We start from the raw sequence: 19835 nt of genomic DNA on the forward strand, positions 1-19835 counted from the left end.
TCAGGGAGCACGCACCGTCAGCGGATGCACGCCCCGGGCAGACACCCGCGCGTTCCGGGACCACGCCCGGCTACACCACTTCATGGGACGCGATCTCCCGGACAAGGCCGACCAGGCCCGCAACCGCAAGAAGCTCGGCTCTCGCGGCGGCCGGCCACCCAAGTTCGACGCCGAGGACTACAAGGCCCGGCACGCAGTCGAGTGCGGCATAAATCGCCTGAAAAGGCACCGCGCCGTGGCGACTCGCTACGACAAGCTCGCGGTCCGCTACGAGGCGACCGTCCTCGTCGCAGCCATCAACGAGTGGCTGTGACCAGCACATTCGATACACGCCCTAGTGGGGCTCGCTCTCGCCGGGCGGCCGTCGGTGCGGGCGTCCGCGTCGGCGAGCGCCCCGTAAGGATCTTGTGGCCACCCGCTTCCACAGGACGTTCACGTCGTTGATACGTACGGGGTGACCTGCCATTCACGCCGGAACCCTCACCCCGTCCCCTCTGAACAGTGGAGGAACTGACGTCGTGACCGTGTCGGAGACTGCGGTGGTGCCGGTGGAGGGCGGATCGGAGGGGCGCGCGGGAACGGAGGAGCAACCCCCAGCGCGTGACGGGGCTCCCGGCACCAGGGAAGCGCGCTCGGCGCACGAGGGGATTCTGCGCCGGCAGTCGGCGCGGGAATCCGCGGCGCGCACCTATGCGCGCGCCCTGCCGATCGTGCCCGTGCGGGCGCGGGGGCTCACCATCGAGGGCGCCGACGGGCGCCGCTACCTCGACTGCCTCTCGGGCGCGGGCACACTCGCCCTCGGGCACAACCACCCCGTCGTCCTGGAGGCCATCCGCAAGGTCCTCGACTCCGGGGCACCGCTGCATGTGCTGGACCTGGCCACGCCCCTCAAGGACGCCTTCACCACCGAGCTGTTCCACACGCTCCCGCCGGCCTTCGCCGAGCGTGCGCGTGTGCAGTTCTGCGGTCCGGCCGGGACGGACGCCGTGGAGGCCGCGCTCAAACTGGTGCGCATCGCCACCGGCCGGAACGGGATCCTCGCCTTCACCGGGGCGTACCACGGGATGACCGCGGGAGCGCTGGAGGCCTCCGGAGGCGCGACCGACGTCCGGGTGACGCGCCTGCCGTATCCGCAGGACTACCGCTGTCCGTTCGGCGTCGGCGGTGAGCGCGGCGCCGAACTCGCCGCGCGCTGGACCGAGTCCGTCCTCGACGACGCCAAGTCGGGCGTACCACTGCCCGCCGGGATGATCCTCGAACCCGTCCAGGGTGAGGGCGGGGTGAATCCCGCGCCGGACACCTGGATGCGTCGTATGCGGCAGATCACCGAGGCCCGGTCGATCCCGCTGATCGCGGACGAGGTCCAGACGGGTGTGGGGCGCACCGGGCGGTTCTGGGCGGTCGAGCACAGCGGGGTGGTCCCGGACGTGATGGTCCTCTCCAAGGCGATCGGGGGCAGCCTGCCGCTCGCCGTCGTCGTCTACCGCGACGACCTCGACGTATGGCAACCCGGCGCACACGCAGGCACATTCCGCGGCAACCAGCTGGCGATGGCCGCCGGCACCGCGACCCTCGCCTACGTCCGGGAGAACCGCCTCGCCGAACGCGCGGCCTCGCTCGGCAGGCGCATGCTCGACCAACTGCGCGCGCTGGCGGCGGAGTTGCCCTGCATCGGAGACGTACGCGGCCGGGGGCTGATGATCGGCATCGAACTGGTCGACCCCGACCCCGACCTCGGGCCCGGACAGACGCCGCCCGACACCCCGTACGCCGCTCCTGCCCTGGCTGCCGCCGTCCGGCGGGAGTGCCTGCGGCGCGGCCTGATCGTCGAACTGGGCGGGCGGCACGCGAGCGTGGTCCGGCTGCTCCCACCCCTGACGATCAGCGACGAGCAGACGAGCGCGGTACTGGACCGGTTCGCCGACGCGGTGGCCGCGGTCGCTCGGGAGCCCGCCCACACCGCCCAGCCCTGACCTTCCACGCCACACCCAGGGACCGACACGAGGGCCCTGCGACTCCCCGCCCCCGCCCGGCCCTCCCCCCGGCACTTGCTCACGGCCCGTCGCCGCACAGGCTCGAACGACCTCCAGGAGCGCCCTTGAACGTCACACCCACCTCCGACGGCCCCTCGCCACCTCCCGAGCCCCTGACCGGCCACACCGAGCCCACCCCCACGGCCGCCCTGGGCCCGGACGCCTTCCCCCGACAGAATCCGGTGACTGCGGAAGCGGTCGCGGCAGCCCCCCAGTCTGCCGCCTCGGCGCCCGTGGTCGCCGCCCTGGCTCCGGTGCGTGACAGTGGTCGCGTCCCGCGGAATCCGGTGACTGCGGAAGCGGTCGCGGCAGCCCCCCAGTCTGCCGCCTCGGCGCCCGTGGCCGCCGTCCCTGCCCCGACGCCCGACAGCGGTCGCCCCTCCGTGACGAGGGAGTGGCGTGTCGCCGCCGTCGACCCACCCGAGCACCCCGACCGCCTGAAGCTCCCCGACCCCTTGGAGCACCCCGACCCGCACACCGCGGCCCAGGCCGCGACCGTCGAGAACCTGCTGCGCTGCTGGGTACGCGAGAGGGACGTCGCCGCTCCCCCCGATGCCACCCTGCGGATCCCGCTGCCCGCCAGCGCCACCGCCCTCCTCGTCCCGGTCCGCTACTGGTCCGCGACCGGCTGGCACCGCTTCGGCCCGCCCCGCCTGGCGGACGCACCGCAGTGGGCACCGCCCGCCGACGCGGTGACCGTAGCGGCACTGCTGGCACGCGAGACGACCGCGCAGCGTGCGCAGCACTCCGTACGAGCCACCGCCACCAAGCATGCGCAGCCTCCCGCACCCACTCACACCGCCGACCTGGTGCGCCGGGTAGCCGACTCCGCGCACCGCACCGCGACCTTCATCACGGAGCGCCGGGCGCACCCGGCGGATGCGGCCGACTTCTTTCTCTCCGCCGAGCAAGCGCTGCTGCTCGGGCACCCGACGCATCCCACGGCCAAGAGCCGCGAGGGCCTGTCCGACGCCGAAGCCCGGCTCTACTCGCCCGAGCTGCGCGGCACCTTCCCGCTGCACTGGCTCGCGGTCGCACCCTCCCTTCTCGCCACCGACTCGGCCTGGACCGAAGGCGGCCGGCCCGTGGCCGCCGCCCGGCTGACCGAACGCCTCGCCGGCCCGGGTCTCCCCCTGCCCGACGGCTTCGCCGCCCTGCCGCTGCACCCCTGGCAGGCCTGCGATGTCCGGCATCGCCCCGCGGTCAGGGCCCTGCTGGACGCCGGGCTGCTCCGGGACCTCGGCCCGCACGGCGAGCCCTGGCACCCCACCTCCTCAGTCCGTACCGTCTACCGCTCGGGCGTCCCCGCGATGCTCAAGCTGTCGCTGGGCCTGCGCATCACCAACTCCCGCCGTGAGAACCTCCGCAAGGAGCTCCACCGGGGCGTCGAGGTGCACCGCCTGCTGCGCAGCGGCCTCGGCAAGCAGTGGCAGTCGGCCCACCCCGGCTTCGACATCGTCCGCGACCCCGCCTGGCTCGCCGTCGGCGCCACGGACGGCACCCCGGTGACCGGCCTGGACGTGGTGATCCGCCACAACCCGTTCGCCCCGGCGGACCGTGCGGCCTGCATCGCCGGACTCGTCGCACCCGGATGCCATGCCCGGACCGCCGCAGAGCAGCACCCGGCTCCGTCCTCCCGGCTCGCCGCGATCACCGCGCGCCTCGCCGCGCGTACCGGACGCCCGCTCGGTGCCGTCGCCGCCGAGTGGTTTCTGCGCTACCTCGCACTCGTGGTGCGCCCGGTCCTCTGGCTGGACGGCGAAGCAGGTGTCGCTCTCGAAGCGCACCAGCAGAACACCCTGCTCCTGCTGGACTCCGAGGGCTGGCCCGTGGGCGGTCGCTACCGGGACAACCAGGGCTACTACTTCCGCGAGTCCCGTCGCGCCGAACTCGAGGCCCGGCTGCCCGGCATCGGCGAGCACAGCGACACGTTCGTCTCCGACGAGGTCACCGACGAGCGCTTCGCCTACTACCTCGGCATCAACAACGTGCTCGGTCTCATCGGTGCGTTCGGCTCCCAACGCCTCGTCGACGAGAGGCTGTTGCTCGCCGCGTTCCGCCGTTTCCTCGCCGGGGCGGCCACTGGCCCCGGCCGGCTGCGCTCGTCCCTGCCCGCCCGCCTGCTCGACTCACCCGTCCTGCGGTGCAAGGCGAACCTGCTGACCCGGCTGCACGGTCTCGACGAACTCGTCGGCCCGGTCGACACCCAGTCCGTCTACGTCACCCTCACCAACCCCCTTCATTGCTGAGGAACATGCCCCACCCCGTCTTCTGAGAGGAACGTCGTCGTGTCCGCCACCGACGCCAGCACCGACGCCGGTACCGCCTCCGCGCCCAGGAGGTCCCACCCCGCCATGAGCCATGCGTCCCGCACCGAAGCCGTCCCCGCCCCCAAGCCGGGCCCGGGCTCCGGCTTCGACAGCGAGGACACCCTCGACCTCCGGGTGCCACCCGGCTTCATGACGTTGTGTGCGAAGGAGAAGACGAGCCGTGGCGGCCCGGCCGCGCCCACGCCGGCCGGAGACTCGGGAGAGGCGCCCGCCGCCCCCCTCGCCGTCTCGCAGGACAACGACCTCCTCGGCCCCCTCGCCGACTGGGGCCCGACCACCACCCCCGCCGGCGCCTTCCACCTCCTCCCCGTTCGTCTCGACCGTGATCTCCCCCTTCTCACCCGCTGGATGAACGACCCCACCGTGGCGGTCTTCTGGCAACTGGCCGGAGACGAAGCGGTGACCGAGGCGCACCTGCGCGCCCAACTCGCCGGTGACGGACGCAGCGTGCCCTGCCTGGGCGTACTGGACGGCACGCCGATGAGCTACTGGGAGATCTACCGCGCCGACCTCGACCCCCTGGCCCGTCACTATCCCGCCCGCCCCCACGACACCGGCATCCATCTCCTGATCGGGGAGGTGGCCGCCCGAGGGCGCGGCCTCGGCTCCACCCTGCTGCGCGCCGTCGCCGATCTCGTCCTTGACCGGCGTCCCTCCTGTGCTCGTGTCCTCGCCGAACCCGACCTTCGCAACACACCCTCCATCGCCGCCTTCCTGAGCGCAGGCTTCCGGTTGTCCGCCGAAGTCGACCTGCCCGGCAAGCGGGCCGCCCTCATGGTCCGGGACCGAGTCCTGCGCGATCTGCTGTAGTTGGCCTGTCACTTTGCGTAACGAGCCTCGCTCCGTGTGAGTTCCGAGCCGAGGAGTCCTTGTGCCGAATCCGCCCTCTCGTCCCGCTCGTCCCGCTCGAAACGTCCCGAGCACCTGTCCCACGCGACGCACCGAACCGTCGCGAACCTCCGCACCACCCGTGCACGCCCCGTGCGCTGCGGCCTTGATCCCCCTCTTGTCAGTGCGGGGCCGTAGGGTGGTCGGGCTATGACGAAGCCCTCACTCCCCGAACTCCTGCATGCAGCCGTCGCAGCCGTCGGCGGCACGGAGCGCCCCGGCCAGGTGACCATGGCCCAAGCCGTCGAGGAGGCCATCGACGGCGGCACTCATCTGCTGGTCCAGGCCGGCACCGGTACGGGCAAGTCGCTCGGCTATCTGGTGCCCGCGCTCGCGCACGGGGAGCCTGTCGTGGTGGCGACCGCCACCCTCGCGCTGCAGCGTCAGCTCGTCGAGCGGGACCTGCCGCGCACGGTGGAGGCACTGCATCCGCTGCTGCGCCGCCGCCCGGAGTTCGCCATGCTCAAGGGCCGGTCGAACTATCTGTGCCTGCACCGACTGCACGAGGGCGTGCCCCAGGACGAGGAGGAGGGCCTCTTCGACCAGTTCGAGGCCGCCGCGCCCAGCAGCAAGCTGGGCCAGGACCTGCTGCGCCTGCGCGACTGGTCCCAGGAGACGGAGAGCGGCGACCGCGACGACCTCACCCCGGGAGTCTCCGACCGCGCCTGGGCCCAGGTGTCGGTGTCGTCCCGGGAGTGCCTCGGCGCCTCGAAGTGCGCCTACGGAGCCGAGTGCTTCGCCGAGACAGCCCGTGAGCGCGCCAAGCTCGCCGAGGTGGTCGTCACGAACCATGCGCTGCTCGCGATCGACGCCATCGAGGGCGCGCCGGTCCTCCCGCAGCACGAGGTACTGATCGTCGACGAGGCCCATGAACTGGTCTCCCGCGTCACGGGCGTCGCCACGGGCGAGCTCACCCCCGGCCAGGTCAACCGGGCGGTGCGCCGCGCCGCCAGGCTCGTCGACGAGAAGGCCGCGGACCAGCTTCAGACCGCCGCCGAGGGCTTCGAGCGGCTGATGGAGCTGGCCCTGCCGGGCCGTCTGGAGGAGATCCCGGAGGACCTCGGGTACGCCCTGATGGCGTTGCGCGACGCCGCCCGTACGGTGATCTCGGCGCTCGGCAACACCCGCGACCGAACGGTCCAGGACGAGGACGCCGTCCGCAAGCAGGCGCTGGCCGCCGTGGAGTCCGTGCACGACGTGGCGGAGCGGATCACCAACGGCTCCGAGTGGGACGTCGTCTGGTACGAGCGCCATGACCGCTTCGGCGCGTCCCTGCGGGTCGCCCCGCTGAAGGTGTCGGGGCTCCTCAGGGAGAAGCTCTTCGCGGACCGCTCGGTGATCCTGGCCTCAGCCACGCTGAAGCTGGGCGGCGACTTCAACGGCGTGGGCGGGACCCTGGGCCTTGCTCCCGAGGGCACGGAGGGGGAGGACCTGCCGAAGTGGAAGGGTGTCGATGTCGGCTCGCCCTTCGACTACCGGAAGCAGGGCATCCTGTATGTCGCGAAGCATCTGTCACGCCCCGCACGGGACGGCGATCGCGCGGACATGCTGGACGAGCTGACGGAGCTGGTCCAGGCGGCGGGCGGCCGCACGCTGGGCCTGTTCTCGTCGATGCGGGCCGCCCAGCTCGCCGCCGAGGAGCTGCGCACCCGCATCCCGGAGTTCCCGATCCTCCTCCAGGGCGAGGAGACGCTCGGTGAGCTGATCAAGAACTTCGCGGCCGACCCGAAGACCTCCCTGTTCGGCACGCTCTCGCTCTGGCAGGGGGTCGACGTCCCCGGACCCAGCTGTCAGCTGGTCGTCATGGACAAGATCCCCTTCCCCCGCCCCGACGACCCGCTGATGAGCGCCCGGCAGAAGTCGGTGGAGGACGACGGGGGCAACGGCTTCATGGCCGTGGCGGCGACGCACGCCGCACTGCTGATGGCGCAGGGCGCCGGCCGCCTCGTACGGGCCACCGGGGACCGCGGGGTGGTCGCCGTGCTGGACCAGCGCCTCGCCACGGCCCGCTATGGCGGTTTTCTGAAGGCGTCACTTCCCGATTTCTGGTTCACGACCGACCGTAACCAGGTACGGAAGTCGCTGGCGGCGATCGACGCGGCGGCGAAGGCACAGGACGCGTGACATCGGGCCGGTGCGGTGCGGCGGGTCAGCCCGGTCCACACCGGTCCATGTACCGGCGCGACACACCGGGCCCCGGACAGCACAGGGCCCCGGAACCGGCGCAGGGGTTCCGGGGCCCGGATCATGGGGGCGTCCGAAGATCCGCCCGCCGCGACGGCGTCACACGCGTCGCAGCACCGCCACCACCTTGCCGAGGATCGTCGCCTCGTCGCCAGGGATCGGCTGGTAGGCGGAGTTGTGGGGGAGGAGCCAGACATGGCCGTCCTCGCGCTTGAAACGCTTGACCGTGGCCTCGCCGTCCAGCATGGCCGCGACGATGTCGCCGTTCTCGGCGACGGGCTGGCGGCGGACCGTGACCCAGTCGCCGTCGCAGATCGCGGCCTCGATCATGGAGTCACCGACGACCTTCAGAACGAAGAGCTCCCCGTCGCCCACGAGCTGCCGCGGGAGCGGGAAGACATCCTCCACCGACTCCTCGGCGAGGATGGGGCCACCGGCGGCGATACGGCCGACGAGCGGGACGTAGGACGCGGCGGGCTTGCCCGCGGTGTCGGTGGGCTGCACAGAGGACGACTGGTCGGAGCCGCGTACCTCGTACGCGCGCGGGCGGTGCGGGTCGCGGCGCAGGAAGCCCTTGCGCTCCAGGGCCATCAGCTGATGCGCCACCGAGGAGGTGCTGGAGAGGCCCACGGCCTGGCCGATCTCGCGCATCGACGGCGGGTAACCGCGCCGCTGCACGGAGTCCCGGATGACCTCGATCACCCGGCGTTGCCGGTCGGTCAGCCCGGAGCTGTCGGCCCGGATGCCTGGAGGTCGGCCGGGCAGGGACCTCTTGGGTCCCTCTGGGTTCGTGGCTTCGTTCATGGCATTCATGGCATGCACCGGCTCGAGTCGGCCCTGGGAGCGGTCCTGGCCAGTGATGGTGGCACTGTCTGCGGTGGTGGTCACGTCGGCCCCTCTCGATGGTCTCCCGTGCAGCACAACGGTAGTTGCTTTCGAAAGGTTGCGCCAAACACACGTTCGAGTGAAAAACGGCGAATTACGTGACGTGATCGGGTCTCGCGGTGTATGGCCGATGCCCCTCCCCGGGGGTCACCCTGCTCGGGTTCGAGCCGGGAGTGCGGGAGGGCAAAAGCGCTCATTGCTGTACTCTTCACCGCCGGAGCGAAGACCTTGTGGGCCGCCGCGGCAGGTGCCCAGTCTGCCATCCGGTACCCCGTCCGCCGTGTACCGGCCCGTCTTCTCCATGTGGCGTCCACCGTATCCGCGCATGGCCTGAATGGGCGTGGTCCTGTGGCATGTGCCAATCCGCCCCTCGAGGGCGTGTCGCCGCCAAATGTGCGAGCTGATCGCTACATGTAGTGGTTGGATTGCGACAGTGGCCCAGAAGTTGTGGTCCCCCCGGTCTCCGGGCCTCGGGCGATCGCCTATGCTTGGGGCTGCTTCGAGGGGCCCGTGAGGCCCGCGAGGTCAATGAGTCGTGCTGAAAAGGAGGGTTGGAGCCATGCACTGCCCCTTCTGCAGGCACCCCGACAGCCGCGTCGTCGACAGTCGTACGACCGATGACGGCACGTCCATCCGCCGGCGCCGCCAGTGCCCCGACTGCTCCCGTCGTTTCACGACCGTGGAGACGTGCTCGCTCATGGTGGTGAAGCGGTCCGGAGTCACCGAGCCCTTCAGCCGCACCAAGGTCATCAACGGCGTGCGCAAGGCGTGCCAGGGGCGGCCTGTCACCGAGGACGCCCTGGCCCAGCTCGGCCAGCGGGTCGAGGAGGCGGTGCGGGCCACCGGTAGCGCCGAGCTGACCACCCACGACGTGGGGCTGGCCATACTCGGACCTTTGCAGGAGCTCGACCTCGTCGCCTACCTGCGGTTCGCGAGCGTCTACCGCGCGTTCGACTCGCTGGAGGACTTCGAGGCCGCCATCACCGAACTCAGGGAGCAGCAGCGGGAGCGCCCCGCCGTGGACGACGACCACGGGAACCCTGTCGCGGAGCGCCGAGGAACCGACCGCGGGTCCGGAGGGACGGCCGACGTCCCCGTGCCCGCCATCGCCGCCGACTGACGGGAGGGCCGGTGGGTACCGGCCCCGTCGGCGGCGCACACAGACCCGTCACGCGCGCCCGCGTACGACGCGCGTGACAAGCAGACACAACACCGTGCCCGGGAAGAAAATGGGCACTTTAGGGCGTTTTGCCCGATACAGGGAGGCGGCATGACAGAGACGGCGAGCGGTCCGGCACGAGGTTCCCGAGCGAAGGGCGCCAAGGCCACCAAGGGACTGCGTATCGAGCGCATCCACACCACCCCCGGCGTGCACCCGTACGACGAGGTCGAGTGGGCGCGCCGTGACGTCGTCATGACCAACTGGCGCGACGGCTCGGTCAACTTCGAGCAGCGTGGCGTCGAGTTCCCCGAGTTCTGGTCGGTGAACGCGGTCAACATCGTCACCAGCAAGTACTTCCGCGGTGCCGTCGGCACCGCGCAGCGCGAGACCAGCCTCAAGCAGCTGATCGACCGCATCGTGAAGACGTATCGGAAGGCCGGTGAGGACTACAAGTACTTCGCCTCGCCCGCCGACGCGGAGATCTTCGAGCACGAACTGACATACGCCCTCCTGCACCAGATCTTCAGCTTCAACAGCCCCGTCTGGTTCAACGTCGGCACCCCGCAGCCCCAGCAGGTCTCCGCCTGCTTCATCCTGTCCGTCGACGATTCCATGGAGTCGATCCTCGACTGGTACAAGGAAGAGGGCATGATCTTCAAGGGCGGCTCCGGTGCCGGCCTGAACCTCTCCCGGATCCGTTCCTCCAAGGAACTGCTCTCCTCCGGCGGCAACGCCTCCGGCCCGGTCTCCTTCATGCGCGGCGCCGACGCCTCCGCAGGAACGATCAAGTCCGGCGGTGCCACCCGCCGCGCGGCCAAGATGGTCATCCTGGACGTCGACCACCCGGACGTCGAGGACTTCATCGAGACCAAGGTCAAGGAGGAGGAGAAGATCCGCGCCCTCCGCGACGCGGGCTTCGACATGGACCTCGGCGGAGACGACATCACCTCCGTCCAGTACCAGAACGCCAACAACTCGGTCCGCGTCAACGACACCTTCATGAAGGCCGTCGAAGGCGGCACGAACTTCGGCCTGCGCGCCCGAATGACCGGTGAGGTCATCGAGGAGGTCGACGCCAAGGCGCTGTTCCGCAAGATGGCCGAGGCCGCCTGGGCCTGCGCCGACCCGGGCATCCAGTACGACGACACGATCAACCACTGGCACACGTGCCCGGAGTCCGGCCGGATCAACGGCTCGAACCCGTGCAGCGAGTACATGCACCTGGACAACACGTCCTGCAACCTCGCCTCGCTGAACCTGATGAAGTTCCTGAAGGACGACGGCAAGGGCCACCAGTCCTTCGAGGTCGAGCGCTTCGCCAAGGTCGTCGAGCTGGTCATCACCGCGATGGACATCTCGATCTGCTTCGCGGACTTCCCGACCCAGAAGATCGGCGAGAACACCCGCGCCTTCCGCCAGCTCGGCATCGGCTACGCAAACCTCGGCGCCCTCCTCATGGCGACGGGCCACGCGTACGACTCCGACGGCGGCCGCGCCCTGGCCGGCGCCATCACCTCCCTGATGACCGGCACCGCGTACAAGCGCTCCGCCGAACTCGCCGCGGTTGTCGGCCCGTACGACGGCTACGCCCGCAACGAGCAGCCGCACCTGCGCGTCATGAAGCAGCACGCCGACGCCAACACCACGGCCGTCCGCATGGACGACCTGGACACCCCGGTCTGGGCCGCCGCCACGGAGGCCTGGCAGGACGTGCTCCGCCTCGGCGAGAAGAACGGCTTCCGCAACTCCCAGGCGTCCGTCCTCGCGCCGACCGGCACCATCGGTCTCGCGATGTCCTGCGACACCACCGGTGTCGAGCCGGACCTGGCGCTGGTCAAGTTCAAGAAGCTGGTCGGCGGCGGCTCGATGCAGATCGTCAACGGCACCGTGCCGCAGGCGCTGCGCCGCCTCGGCTACCAGGAGGAGCAGATCGAGGCGATCGTCGCCCACATCGCCGAGCACGGCAATGTGATCGACGCGCCGGGCCTCAAGCACGAGCACTACGAGGTCTTCGACTGCGCCATGGGCGAGCGCGCCATCTCCCCGATGGGCCACGTCCGGATGATGGCCGCGATCCAGCCGTGGATCTCGGGCGCCATCTCCAAGACGGTCAACATGCCGGAGACGGCGACCGTCGAGGAGGTCGAGGAGATCTACTTCGAGGCCTGGAAGCTGGGCATCAAGGCGCTCGCGATCTACCGGGACAACTGCAAGGTCGGCCAGCCGCTCTCCGCCAAGAAGAAGGAGACCGCGCCGGAGAAGGCCGAGGCGCCCGCCGCCGTCGAGCCCAAGGTCGAGAAGGTCGTCGAGTACCGCCCGGTCCGCAAGCGCCTCCCGAAGGGTCGTCCCGGCATCACCACCTCCTTCACCGTCGGCGGTGCCGAGGGCTACATGACGGCCAACTCCTACCCGGACGACGGTCTGGGCGAGGTCTTCCTGAAGATGTCCAAGCAGGGCTCGACCCTCGCGGGCATGATGGACGCCTTCTCCATCGCCGTCTCGGTGGGTCTGCAGTACGGCGTGCCGCTGGAGACGTACGTCTCGAAGTTCACGAACATGCGGTTCGAGCCGGCCGGTATGACGGACGACCCGGACGTGCGGATGGCGCAGTCGATCGTCGACTACATCTTCCGCCGCCTCGCGCTGGACTTCCTGCCCTTCGAGACGCGCTCCGCGCTCGGCATCCACTCCGCCGAGGAGCGTCAGCGCCACCTGGAGACCGGCTCGTACGAGCCCTCCGAGGACGAGGTCGACGTCGAGGGCCTGGCCCAGTCGGCGCCGCGCACCCAGGAGCTGAAGGCGGTCGCGACCCCCAAGGCCGAGGCCGCGACGGCCAAGCCGGCCCCGAAGCAGGCGCACACCAGCGCCGAGCTGGTGGAGATGCAGCTGGGCATCCAGGCGGACGCCCCGCTCTGCTTCTCCTGCGGCACGAAGATGCAGCGGGCCGGTTCCTGTTACATCTGCGAGGGCTGCGGTTCGACGAGCGGCTGCAGCTGATCTGAGCACCTGAAGGGCGGCACGGCCGACGGTCGTGCCGCCCTTCGGCGTCGGGGGCTGCCTTCACCCGGGGGGGCTCCCCCGCGAGGACAGAGACGGCTCAGGAGGTGCGGGTTCCGCCCATGACGCGGGCGAAGCCCTCCGGATCCGTGTCGTATCCCGTCAGTCCCGGGTGGAACATCCACTCGCCCGAGCCGTCGCGGACGAACTCGGCCACCGTCGCCGCCGTCGCACCCAGGACGCCCGCGAAGTCGTCCTGGGCGAGCACGGTGTACCCTTCGCGCAGCCGCACCGCCGGGTTCAGGACGTCGACGAACGTCTTGTGGCCGGTGCGCTGCTGGATCACGACCCCGGCCACCACGCGCGCGTACCGGCTGTCCAGCCGGTAGAGCTCCAGCGTCATGACCTCGTCCCAGCCGAAGCCCTTGCCGTCCAGGCTGTCGCGGTTGAGATAGATCGTGCCGTCGGGGGAGCGGCTGTCGAAGTGCACCACATAGGCGGGGGCACCATACGGATCGTCCGCCAAGTAGGTTGCGGCAATGAGGTCGAGATCGGTGGGCGACTGTCCGTTCGGACTGGGGTCCCACTGCAGTGCCAACTCGACCTTGCTGATGCCCTTGTTGAGACCGGTCATCTCTCTCATCCCTCCCCGTCCATACAGCCTCGCGCGAACTCTGTTGCGGCAAGGCCCAGTTGTCCATTGTGCCTCGCGCGCCGGGGCGCTCGGCGGGGTGCACTCCAGCGGAGAGTGACCGGCGCCACGCGATAGGGCCTTACGATGGCGCGGTGCTGGTCAAGTGGACTCGCTGCACCGTGGTGGACCGCCGCGGTTTCGAACGGGGGCAGCGGAAGTGGGCGGGGCTTCCGGGGGAACCGGGCTTCCGAGGACAGGGCGGCGGCTTCAGCCGGGTCAGGCCCGGTGTGGCGCATGTCTTCGCGTTCTGGGAGAGCCGCGCCTTCTACGACTCGTTCATGGCACGCTCCCACGACCGGCTGGCCGCCTCCCAGTCGGGCACGTTCAAGGACCAGCAGGTCCGGCTCTTCGACTACCGCTTCGATGTGAAGACCGGTTTCGAGCCCCGATTCTCGGACGCCGATCTGGTGCGTGTGGCCCACTGCCGGGTCCATGAGGAGCGGGCCGAGCACTTCGCCCTCATGCAGGAGAAGGTCTGGAACCCGGCCATGGCGGGTTCGCCGGGCATGATCCGCGGACTGTTCGGCGAGGGACCGGGGCACGAGTTCCTCATCCTGTCGATGTGGCAGTCGGCGGCGGAGCACGGAAAGTACCGCGAGGAGCGCGTCGAACGGCTGGCGCTGAGGGCCCAGACGGAGGCGGACGTCGCGGCACTCACCGGCGACATCGTGGAACTGGAGCCGGGCTGGACGGTGTGAGCGCCCGCCGGGGGTGATCCCGGAGCCAGGGTGCGCCGACGGCGCCGGTGAATGCGAGATCAGGACCGAGGTGTGGCGAAGCCCCTAGTGTGACCTGTGCCGTATGGGGCCTCTTCGGGTGCCCGTTCGGCCGTCACTCGATCTAGGGTTTTGGCATGGCACGACCACGGCGCATCGTCCTTGTCCGACACGGCGAGTCGGTGGGCAATGCCGATGACTCCGTGTACGAACGCGAGCCCGACCACGCACTGCCGCTCACCGAGAGGGGATGGCGGCAGGCGGAGGAGACGGGCAAGCGGCTGCGGGAGCTCTTCGGCCAGGAGCAGGTCAGCGTGTACGTCTCCCCGTACCGCCGCACCCACGAGACGCTCCGCGCCTTCCACCTGGACCCCGAGCACGTCCGCGTCCGCGAGGAGCCCCGGCTGCGCGAGCAGGACTGGGGCAACTGGCAGGACCGCGACGACGTACGGCTGCAGAAGACCTACCGGGACGCCTACGGGCACTTCTTCTACCGCTTCGCCCAGGGAGAGTCCGGCGCCGACGTCTACGACCGGGTCGGCGGCTTCCTGGAGAGCCTGTTCCGGAGCTTCGAGGCCCCCGACCACCCGCCGAACGTGCTCCTGGTGACGCACGGCCTGGCCATGCGGCTGTTCTGCATGCGCTGGTTCCACTGGACGGTCGCCGAATTCGAGTCGCTCTCCAACCCCGGGAACGGCGAGACACGCATGCTGGTCCTCGGCGACGACGGCAGATACACGCTCGACCGGCCGTTCGACCGCTGGCGCGATCCGGATCCGTACTGGATCACGGGATAGAACTGGATCACGGGATACAGTGGCAGAGAGATGACCGCTGACTCCTCTCCCGAAGGCCGTCTGGGACGCGCCCTGGCAGCCCTGCGCGGACTGGCCGTGGGAGACGCGCTGGGCGCGCAGTTCTTCCGTCCCGCGAACTACCCCCTGCTCCAGCGCCGCGAGCTGCCGCCCGGACCCTGGCCATGGACGGACGACACGGAGATGGCCGCTTCCGTGCTCGCCGTGCTGGCCGGACACCGCAGGGTAGACCAGGACGCCCTGGCACGGTCCCTCGCTGAGCACCACGGCGCTGCCCGCCGGCACGAACCGGCGATCGACCTGCTGCTGGAGCGGATCGCCGCCGGGGGCGACTGGCGGGAACTGGCCGCCTCCATGTTCAGGGGCCATGGCTCGTGGGGCAGCGGCGCGGCGGTGAGGGCCGCCCCCATCGGCGCCTGGTACGCGGACGACCCCGAGCAGGCGACCCACCAGGCGGAGATCTCCGCCTATCCGACCCATCAGCACCGCGAGGCCGTGGTCGGCGCGATGGCCGTCGCCGCAGCCGCCGCCCTGGCCGCCGATCCCGCGGGACGGCCGAGCGCCGGGGCGCTGCTCGACGGGGTAGTCGCGCTCGTACCGAAGAGCGCCGTCGGCATGGGACTGCGACGCGCCCGGGACATGCTCGACTACGGCGACGCGGCGACCGTCGCGGCCGTCCTGGGCAGCGGACGGCGTACGACGGCGCACGACACGGTGCCCTTCGCGCTCTGGTCCGCCGCGCGCGCCCTCGGTGACTATCAGCGGGGCTTCTGGACCACCGCCCAGGCGGGCGGCGACATGGACACGACCTGCGCCATCGTTGGCTCGGTGGTCGCCTCCGGGAGCGCGCACACGCTGCCGGGGGAGTGGCTGGACCGGGTGGAACCGCTGCCGGACTGGGCTCCGGCGCTCGCGTAGGCGGGCCGGACCGCTGACCGCGCCCACCCCTCTCGCGGGCGGCCGGACCGTCGTAGCACCGGGCGGGCTCCGGCCGCGCTCCGCTCCCGCCCCCGACGGGCCGGGGGGCGGGAGCGGACGGGAGCCGTCAGCCCGCGGCGGGCCCCGCCGCGCCGGAGAGGGCCTCCAGGTCGCTCCTGCGTACGCGGATCACCACAACGGCCATGATCAGCGCCAGCAGCGCCATCGCGGCCGCCGGGAGGAACGCCGTTCCGATCCCATGGGCGAGCACCTCGTGCCCCCAGGGAGCGGGCAGCTGGTGGGTCTTCGCGAACTGCGCCTTCTGCTCGGCCGTGCCGTTCGCGAGAAACCTCGGGATCTGCTTGTCCGCCTCGTGCCGACTGGCCGTGCCGAATACCGTGGTCAGGATCGACAGACCGAGGGAGCCGCCGACCTGCTGCGTGGTGTTGAGCAGACCGGAGGCCGCGCCCGCCTCGTGCGGGGCGACACCGGATACCGCGGTGAGCGTCAAGGTCACGAAGTTCAGACCCATGCCCAGACCGAACAGCAGCATCGGGCCGAGCACCCCGGAGACGTACGAGCTGTCGGGGCTGATGAACGTCAGCCAGCCGAGCCCGGTCGCCACCAGCGCCGCCCCGGTCAGCATGAACGGCTTGGGGCCGAACACCGGCAGGAACCGCTGCGACAGACCCGCGCCGGTCACGATCGCCACGGTCACCGGGAGGAACGCCACGCCGGCCGCGATCGGCGAGTAGCCCAGCACGTTCTGCACGAACAGCACGATGTAGAAGAACATGCCGAACATCGCGGCGGCCAGGCTCAGCATGATCACGTACGTGCCCGAGCGGTTGCGGTCGGCGAACATCCTCAGCGGTGTGATCGGCTCCTTCGCCCGCGCCTCGATGAGGGCGAACGCGACCAGCAGCACCACGGCCGCCGCGAACGAGCCGATCGCGCCCCGGTCCCGCCAGCCGTCCTCGGCGGCCCGGATGAAGCCGTACACCAGGGACGCCATGCCGGTCGTCGAGGTGAGCGCGCCCGCGATGTCGAAGCGACCCGGGTGGCGCTCGGACTCGGCGATGTAGCGGGGCGCGAGCACGGCGATCAGAACACCGATGGGCACGTTGACGAAGAGGACCCAGCGCCAGTCGAGCCACTCCGTGAGCATGCCGCCGGCCAGCAGACCGATCGCGCCGCCGCCGGCCGAGACCGCGGCGAAGACTCCGAACGCCCGGTTCCGCTCCGGGCCTTCGGGGAAGGTGGTGGTGATGAGCGCCAGCGAGGTGGGCGACGCTATCGCGCCACCCATTCCCTGCAGGGCGCGCGCGGCCAGCAACTGCCAGGGCTCCTGGGCGAGTCCACCGAGCAGCGAGGCGAAGGTGAACAGCAGGATGCCCGTCATGAAGACGCGGCGACGGCCGAGGATGTCCCCGGCCCGGCCGCCGAGAAGCAGCAGGCCACCGAAGGTCAGCGTGTACGCGCTGACCACCCATGTCAGGTCGGTCGTGCTGAACTTCAGAGCGTCTTGAATGTGCGGGAGTGCGATGTTCACAATCGTCGCGTCGAGGACCACCATGAGTTGGCAGGCCGCGATGACGGTCAGCGCGATGCCGGGACGCCCCTCCCGGCGGGCGGCTTTCGGCTTGTCGTCCTGGATCAATGGAGAGGTTGTCACTTTGGATCCCCCACAAGTGCGTTAGTGAACGATGGCGTTCACTGTCGCCTCAAACGGTAGTGAGTCCCCGTCAGTGAACGCAAGCGTTCACTGAGTTCGTTGCCGTGGGATGCGCCCTCGGTCCCCCGCCCCTTCCCCGGAACCCCCGCTTCCCCTTGCTCAACGGAGAATCAGAGATGGGTACTTCGCCCTGGACGGAAACCTCCGCCCAGCCGGTCTCCCCTCGTCGGCGCGGTGCCGTCCTCGAGCGCGCGATCCTCGACGCCGCCCTGGAACAGCTCAGCACGGTCGGCTGGAACGCCCTCACCATGGAGGGTGTCGCCGCCGGCGCGCAGACCGGGAAGGCCGCGGTCTACCGCCGCTGGCCGTCCAAGGAGGACCTCGTCGCCGACGCGCTCCAGGCCGGACTGCCGCGTTTCGACGTGGCGCCCGACCTCGGGAGCGTGCGCGAAGATCTGCTGGCGCTGTGTCGGCAGGCGCGTGACGCGCTGTACTCACGCCCCGGGTTCGCCCTTCGCTCCGTGATTCACGAGTGCGACACGGTTCAGGCCGAACGATTCCATGGAGTGATCTTCGACGGGGTTGTAGAGCCGATCATCAAGCTGCTGCACCAGGTCATCAACCGTGGAATCGAGCGAGGTGAGGTGCGCCCCGGTGCCGCGAACGGATATGTCTTCGATGCCGTCCCTGCCATGATGATGTACCGCTCAAAGATGTGCGGAAGTGAATGGAAGGACCCGGACATCGTGGAGATGATCGATCAGCTGATGATGCCGCTGCTGCGGCCGGAGCGGGGCTGAACCGCGTTGAACGGGCACGTCCGGGCGGCCCCGCGGGGCCGTCGCGGACGCTTGCCGGCGGATGTGCCGTCGCCCGGGGAAACCTGGGTGTCGCGAGGGGATCGAAGCGGCGTACGCTAAGGGCGCCATGCCGTACGAACCGCCTACTCACACCGTCGAGCGCTCCCTTCGCGCAACGACCGGAGCGAAGGTCATCGCCGGTGTCGACGAGGTGGGGCGCGGCGCCTGGGCCGGTCCTGTCACCGTCTGCGCCGCGATCACGGGCCTGCGCCGGCCACCTCTGGGTCTCACCGACTCCAAGCTGCTCACCGTCAAACGGCGCACCGAGCTCGCTCAGGAGCTGGAACGCTGGGTGACGGCCTTCGCGCTCGGTCATGCCTCCCCCGAGGAGATCGACGACCTCGGGATGACGGCGGCGCTCCGGCTCGCCGCGATACGCGCCCTCGAGGCGCTGCCCGTGCGGCCCGACGCGGTCATCCTCGACGGGAAGCACGACTATCTCGGGGCGCCCTGGCGGGTACGCACGGTGATCAAGGGTGACCGGTCCTGTGTGGCGGTCGCCGCGGCATCGGTGATCGCCAAGGTTCGCCGAGACAAAATGATGGCCGAACTGGGTATCGACCATGCAGACTTCGGTTTTGCGGCCAACGCCGGGTATCCCTCGCCGGTGCACAAGGCCGCGCTGGAGGAGCGGGGCCCCACCCCGTACCACCGCTTGACGTGGGCGTATCTTGATGCGCTGCCCCAGTGGCGGCATCTCAAGAAGGTCCGCAGCTGGGCGGACGGACACGTGCCGGAGATCGAAGGCCAGCTCGGCTTCGACTTCTGACCCGTTCCGATCGCACTCATGTGCCACCCGCCGACGCGACCAGCACCGGCGTTTGATAAAAATCAGCTCATGCCTCTCATTCCCGAGGAGCCTCAGATTCACGAGAGTGCCCAGGGTCCCCGCGCCACGCCGGCCGCCGGCCGCACCGCGCCGACCCCCCGTCCTGTCCCCGGCCCCCGCCCCGCGGCCCCTGCGCGTCCCGGTCGTCCGGGGCCCGTCCGGCCGATGCCGGCACAGCGCAGCACGCGCGAGCCGGCCGCGGCCAAGCCAGGGCCCCCCACTCCCGCGGCCACCCCGCAGATCCAGCTGATCCCGGCCTCGGCCGAGGGTGCGCTGGACGCTGCCGAGGAAGCCGTCGACCTGCTGTTGGAGACCGGCCGCGCCCCCGGCGACGTGCTGGTGATCACCACCGGCGAGACGCACCCGTGGGCCGCGCACGAGATGTCGTTCGGGGAAGCCTCGTACTGGGCGCAGCACGACGCCCGTGACGACGTCTTCTACGCCGACGCCTCCGTCGCGTCCCGGGCCGCCATCCGCCCGGTGGTCGTGGCAGCCGTCAACGGCGGCTCCGACGACGCCGTCGCCACCGCGCTTCCGCTGGCGCTCGGCCGGGCAGATGCCCTGCTGATCGTCTGCGGCGACCCGGAGCAGATCAACTCGGTGCTGGGCGTAGGCGTCTGAGCGGTCCGGTCCGGACCTCTTCGCTCGCACGCCGCGCACCCCCCGCACCGAGGGCCCGGAGCCGGATCGGCCCCGGCCCACGGGGAGCCGACCGGCACGGTGGCGCTTCGGCGGCACTGGTACGGCGGTCGCTTCGGCATGCGCGGAGTCGGAGCGTGTCGTCCGCGCGCCGGGCCGGTAGGGCCGGCGTACGGGTTCGCGTGCGGACCCCGGCTGGGGTCGGCGGAC

General features: G+C 70.6%; 15 protein-coding genes and 1 pseudogene. 13 read left to right on the forward strand and 3 right to left on the reverse strand.

Translation table 11 applies throughout. The features are described 5' to 3' along the window. From ACFYX0_RS29095 to ACFYX0_RS29115, 5 genes and pseudogenes are all read left to right on the forward strand, one after another. Positions 1 to 313, forward strand: a pseudogene (locus tag ACFYX0_RS29095) (hypothetical protein); the annotation flags it as partial. Between the two features lie 205 nt (positions 314 to 518). Continuing rightward, positions 519 to 1973 carry a diaminobutyrate--2-oxoglutarate transaminase family protein gene (locus ACFYX0_RS29100; RefSeq protein WP_388974403.1) on the forward strand — a complete coding sequence of 485 codons (1455 nt, stop codon included), beginning with the start codon at positions 519 to 521 and terminating at the stop codon, positions 1971 to 1973. A gap of 125 nt (positions 1974 to 2098) precedes the next feature. Further along, complete coding sequence (locus ACFYX0_RS29105; RefSeq protein ID WP_388974405.1) at positions 2099 to 4282, forward strand: IucA/IucC family protein; 2184 nt, start codon at positions 2099 to 2101, stop codon at positions 4280 to 4282. A gap of 39 nt (positions 4283 to 4321) precedes the next feature. Continuing rightward, positions 4322 to 5173 (forward strand): GNAT family N-acetyltransferase, encoded by an 852-nt coding sequence (locus tag ACFYX0_RS29110; protein ID WP_388974407.1) that lies wholly within the window; start codon positions 4322 to 4324, stop codon positions 5171 to 5173. Positions 5174 to 5401: 228 nt separating this feature from the next. Then, positions 5402 to 7375: an ATP-dependent DNA helicase gene (locus ACFYX0_RS29115; RefSeq protein WP_388974409.1), complete on the forward strand. Its 1974-nt coding sequence runs from the start codon at positions 5402 to 5404 to the stop codon at positions 7373 to 7375. 159 nt (positions 7376 to 7534) lie between these two features. Here ACFYX0_RS29115 and lexA read toward each other — a convergent pair whose 3' ends face one another. Further along, complete coding sequence (gene lexA / locus ACFYX0_RS29120; RefSeq protein WP_311691791.1) at positions 7535 to 8323, reverse strand: transcriptional repressor LexA; 789 nt, start codon at positions 8321 to 8323, stop codon at positions 7535 to 7537. Positions 8324 to 8879: 556 nt separating this feature from the next. Between lexA and nrdR the strand changes: the two genes are divergently transcribed. Both nrdR and ACFYX0_RS29130 read left to right on the forward strand, forming a co-directional pair. After that, on the forward strand, positions 8880 to 9440 hold the full coding sequence (gene nrdR, locus ACFYX0_RS29125) for a transcriptional regulator NrdR (RefSeq protein WP_311691793.1): 561 nt from the start codon (positions 8880 to 8882) through the stop codon (positions 9438 to 9440). A 150-nt stretch (positions 9441 to 9590) separates the two neighbouring features. Next, positions 9591 to 12479: a vitamin B12-dependent ribonucleotide reductase gene (locus tag ACFYX0_RS29130; RefSeq protein ID WP_388974411.1), complete on the forward strand. Its 2889-nt coding sequence runs from the start codon at positions 9591 to 9593 to the stop codon at positions 12477 to 12479. A gap of 100 nt (positions 12480 to 12579) precedes the next feature. On the opposite strand, the gene ACFYX0_RS29135 is transcribed toward ACFYX0_RS29130, so the two are convergent. Next, the gene (locus ACFYX0_RS29135; protein WP_388974512.1) at positions 12580 to 13140 is read right to left on the reverse strand and encodes a TerD family protein; all 561 of its coding nucleotides are present in this window, start codon (positions 13138 to 13140) and stop codon (positions 12580 to 12582) included. Positions 13141 to 13265: 125 nt separating this feature from the next. On the opposite strand from ACFYX0_RS29135, the gene ACFYX0_RS29140 reads away from it, so the two are divergent. The 3 genes from ACFYX0_RS29140 to ACFYX0_RS29150 all read left to right on the forward strand — a co-directional run bounded on the left by ACFYX0_RS29140 (position 13266) and on the right by ACFYX0_RS29150 (position 15622). Next, entirely contained in the window at positions 13266 to 13871 is a 606-nt protein-coding gene (locus ACFYX0_RS29140; RefSeq protein ID WP_355910347.1) for a YdbC family protein, read from the forward strand. Positions 13872 to 14026: 155 nt separating this feature from the next. Continuing rightward, a complete protein-coding gene (locus ACFYX0_RS29145) occupies positions 14027 to 14686 on the forward strand; it encodes a histidine phosphatase family protein (protein WP_311691804.1) in 660 nt (219 codons plus the stop codon). 30 nt (positions 14687 to 14716) lie between these two features. After that, entirely contained in the window at positions 14717 to 15622 is a 906-nt protein-coding gene (locus tag ACFYX0_RS29150) for an ADP-ribosylglycohydrolase family protein (RefSeq protein WP_388974413.1), read from the forward strand. Between the two features lie 127 nt (positions 15623 to 15749). Here the strand turns inward: ACFYX0_RS29150 and ACFYX0_RS29155 are convergent, their stop codons facing one another. Next, positions 15750 to 17297, reverse strand: a complete 1548-nt coding sequence (locus tag ACFYX0_RS29155) for an MFS transporter (RefSeq protein WP_388974415.1) — start codon at positions 17295 to 17297, stop codon at positions 15750 to 15752. A gap of 176 nt (positions 17298 to 17473) precedes the next feature. Between ACFYX0_RS29155 and ACFYX0_RS29160 the strand changes: the two genes are divergently transcribed. The 3 genes from ACFYX0_RS29160 (at position 17474) to ACFYX0_RS29170 (ending at position 19607) form a co-directional block, all read left to right on the forward strand. Then, the gene (locus tag ACFYX0_RS29160) at positions 17474 to 18097 is read left to right on the forward strand and encodes a TetR/AcrR family transcriptional regulator (protein ID WP_388974417.1); all 624 of its coding nucleotides are present in this window, start codon (positions 17474 to 17476) and stop codon (positions 18095 to 18097) included. A 127-nt stretch (positions 18098 to 18224) separates the two neighbouring features. Beyond that, positions 18225 to 18926, forward strand: a complete 702-nt coding sequence (locus ACFYX0_RS29165; protein WP_388974419.1) for a ribonuclease HII — start codon at positions 18225 to 18227, stop codon at positions 18924 to 18926. 69 nt (positions 18927 to 18995) lie between these two features. Beyond that, on the forward strand, positions 18996 to 19607 hold the full coding sequence (locus ACFYX0_RS29170; RefSeq protein ID WP_388974421.1) for a hypothetical protein: 612 nt from the start codon (positions 18996 to 18998) through the stop codon (positions 19605 to 19607). Positions 19608 to 19835: the final 228 nt, after the last annotated feature.

The organism is Streptomyces sp. NPDC002573 (assembly GCF_042889625.1).
GTDB classification, from domain to species: Bacteria; Actinomycetota; Actinomycetes; order Streptomycetales; family Streptomycetaceae; genus Streptomyces; species Streptomyces gibsoniae.

What these genes read in the sequence shown, in the direction of transcription:
- ACFYX0_RS29160 (WP_388974417.1), top strand. Translation starts at nt 17,474, where the DNA reads ATGGGTACTTCGCCCTGGACGGAAACCTCCGCCCAGCCGGTCTCCCCT.
- ACFYX0_RS29165 (WP_388974419.1), top strand. Translation starts at nt 18,225, where the DNA reads ATGCCGTACGAACCGCCTACTCACACCGTCGAGCGCTCCCTTCGCGCA.
- ACFYX0_RS29115 (WP_388974409.1), top strand. Translation starts at nt 5,402, where the DNA reads ATGACGAAGCCCTCACTCCCCGAACTCCTGCATGCAGCCGTCGCAGCC.
- nrdR (WP_311691793.1), top strand. Translation starts at nt 8,880, where the DNA reads ATGCACTGCCCCTTCTGCAGGCACCCCGACAGCCGCGTCGTCGACAGT.
- ACFYX0_RS29130 (WP_388974411.1), top strand. Translation starts at nt 9,591, where the DNA reads ATGACAGAGACGGCGAGCGGTCCGGCACGAGGTTCCCGAGCGAAGGGC.
- ACFYX0_RS29170 (WP_388974421.1), top strand. Translation starts at nt 18,996, where the DNA reads ATGCCTCTCATTCCCGAGGAGCCTCAGATTCACGAGAGTGCCCAGGGT.
- ACFYX0_RS29145 (WP_311691804.1), top strand. Translation starts at nt 14,027, where the DNA reads ATGGCACGACCACGGCGCATCGTCCTTGTCCGACACGGCGAGTCGGTG.
- ACFYX0_RS29150 (WP_388974413.1), top strand. Translation starts at nt 14,717, where the DNA reads ATGACCGCTGACTCCTCTCCCGAAGGCCGTCTGGGACGCGCCCTGGCA.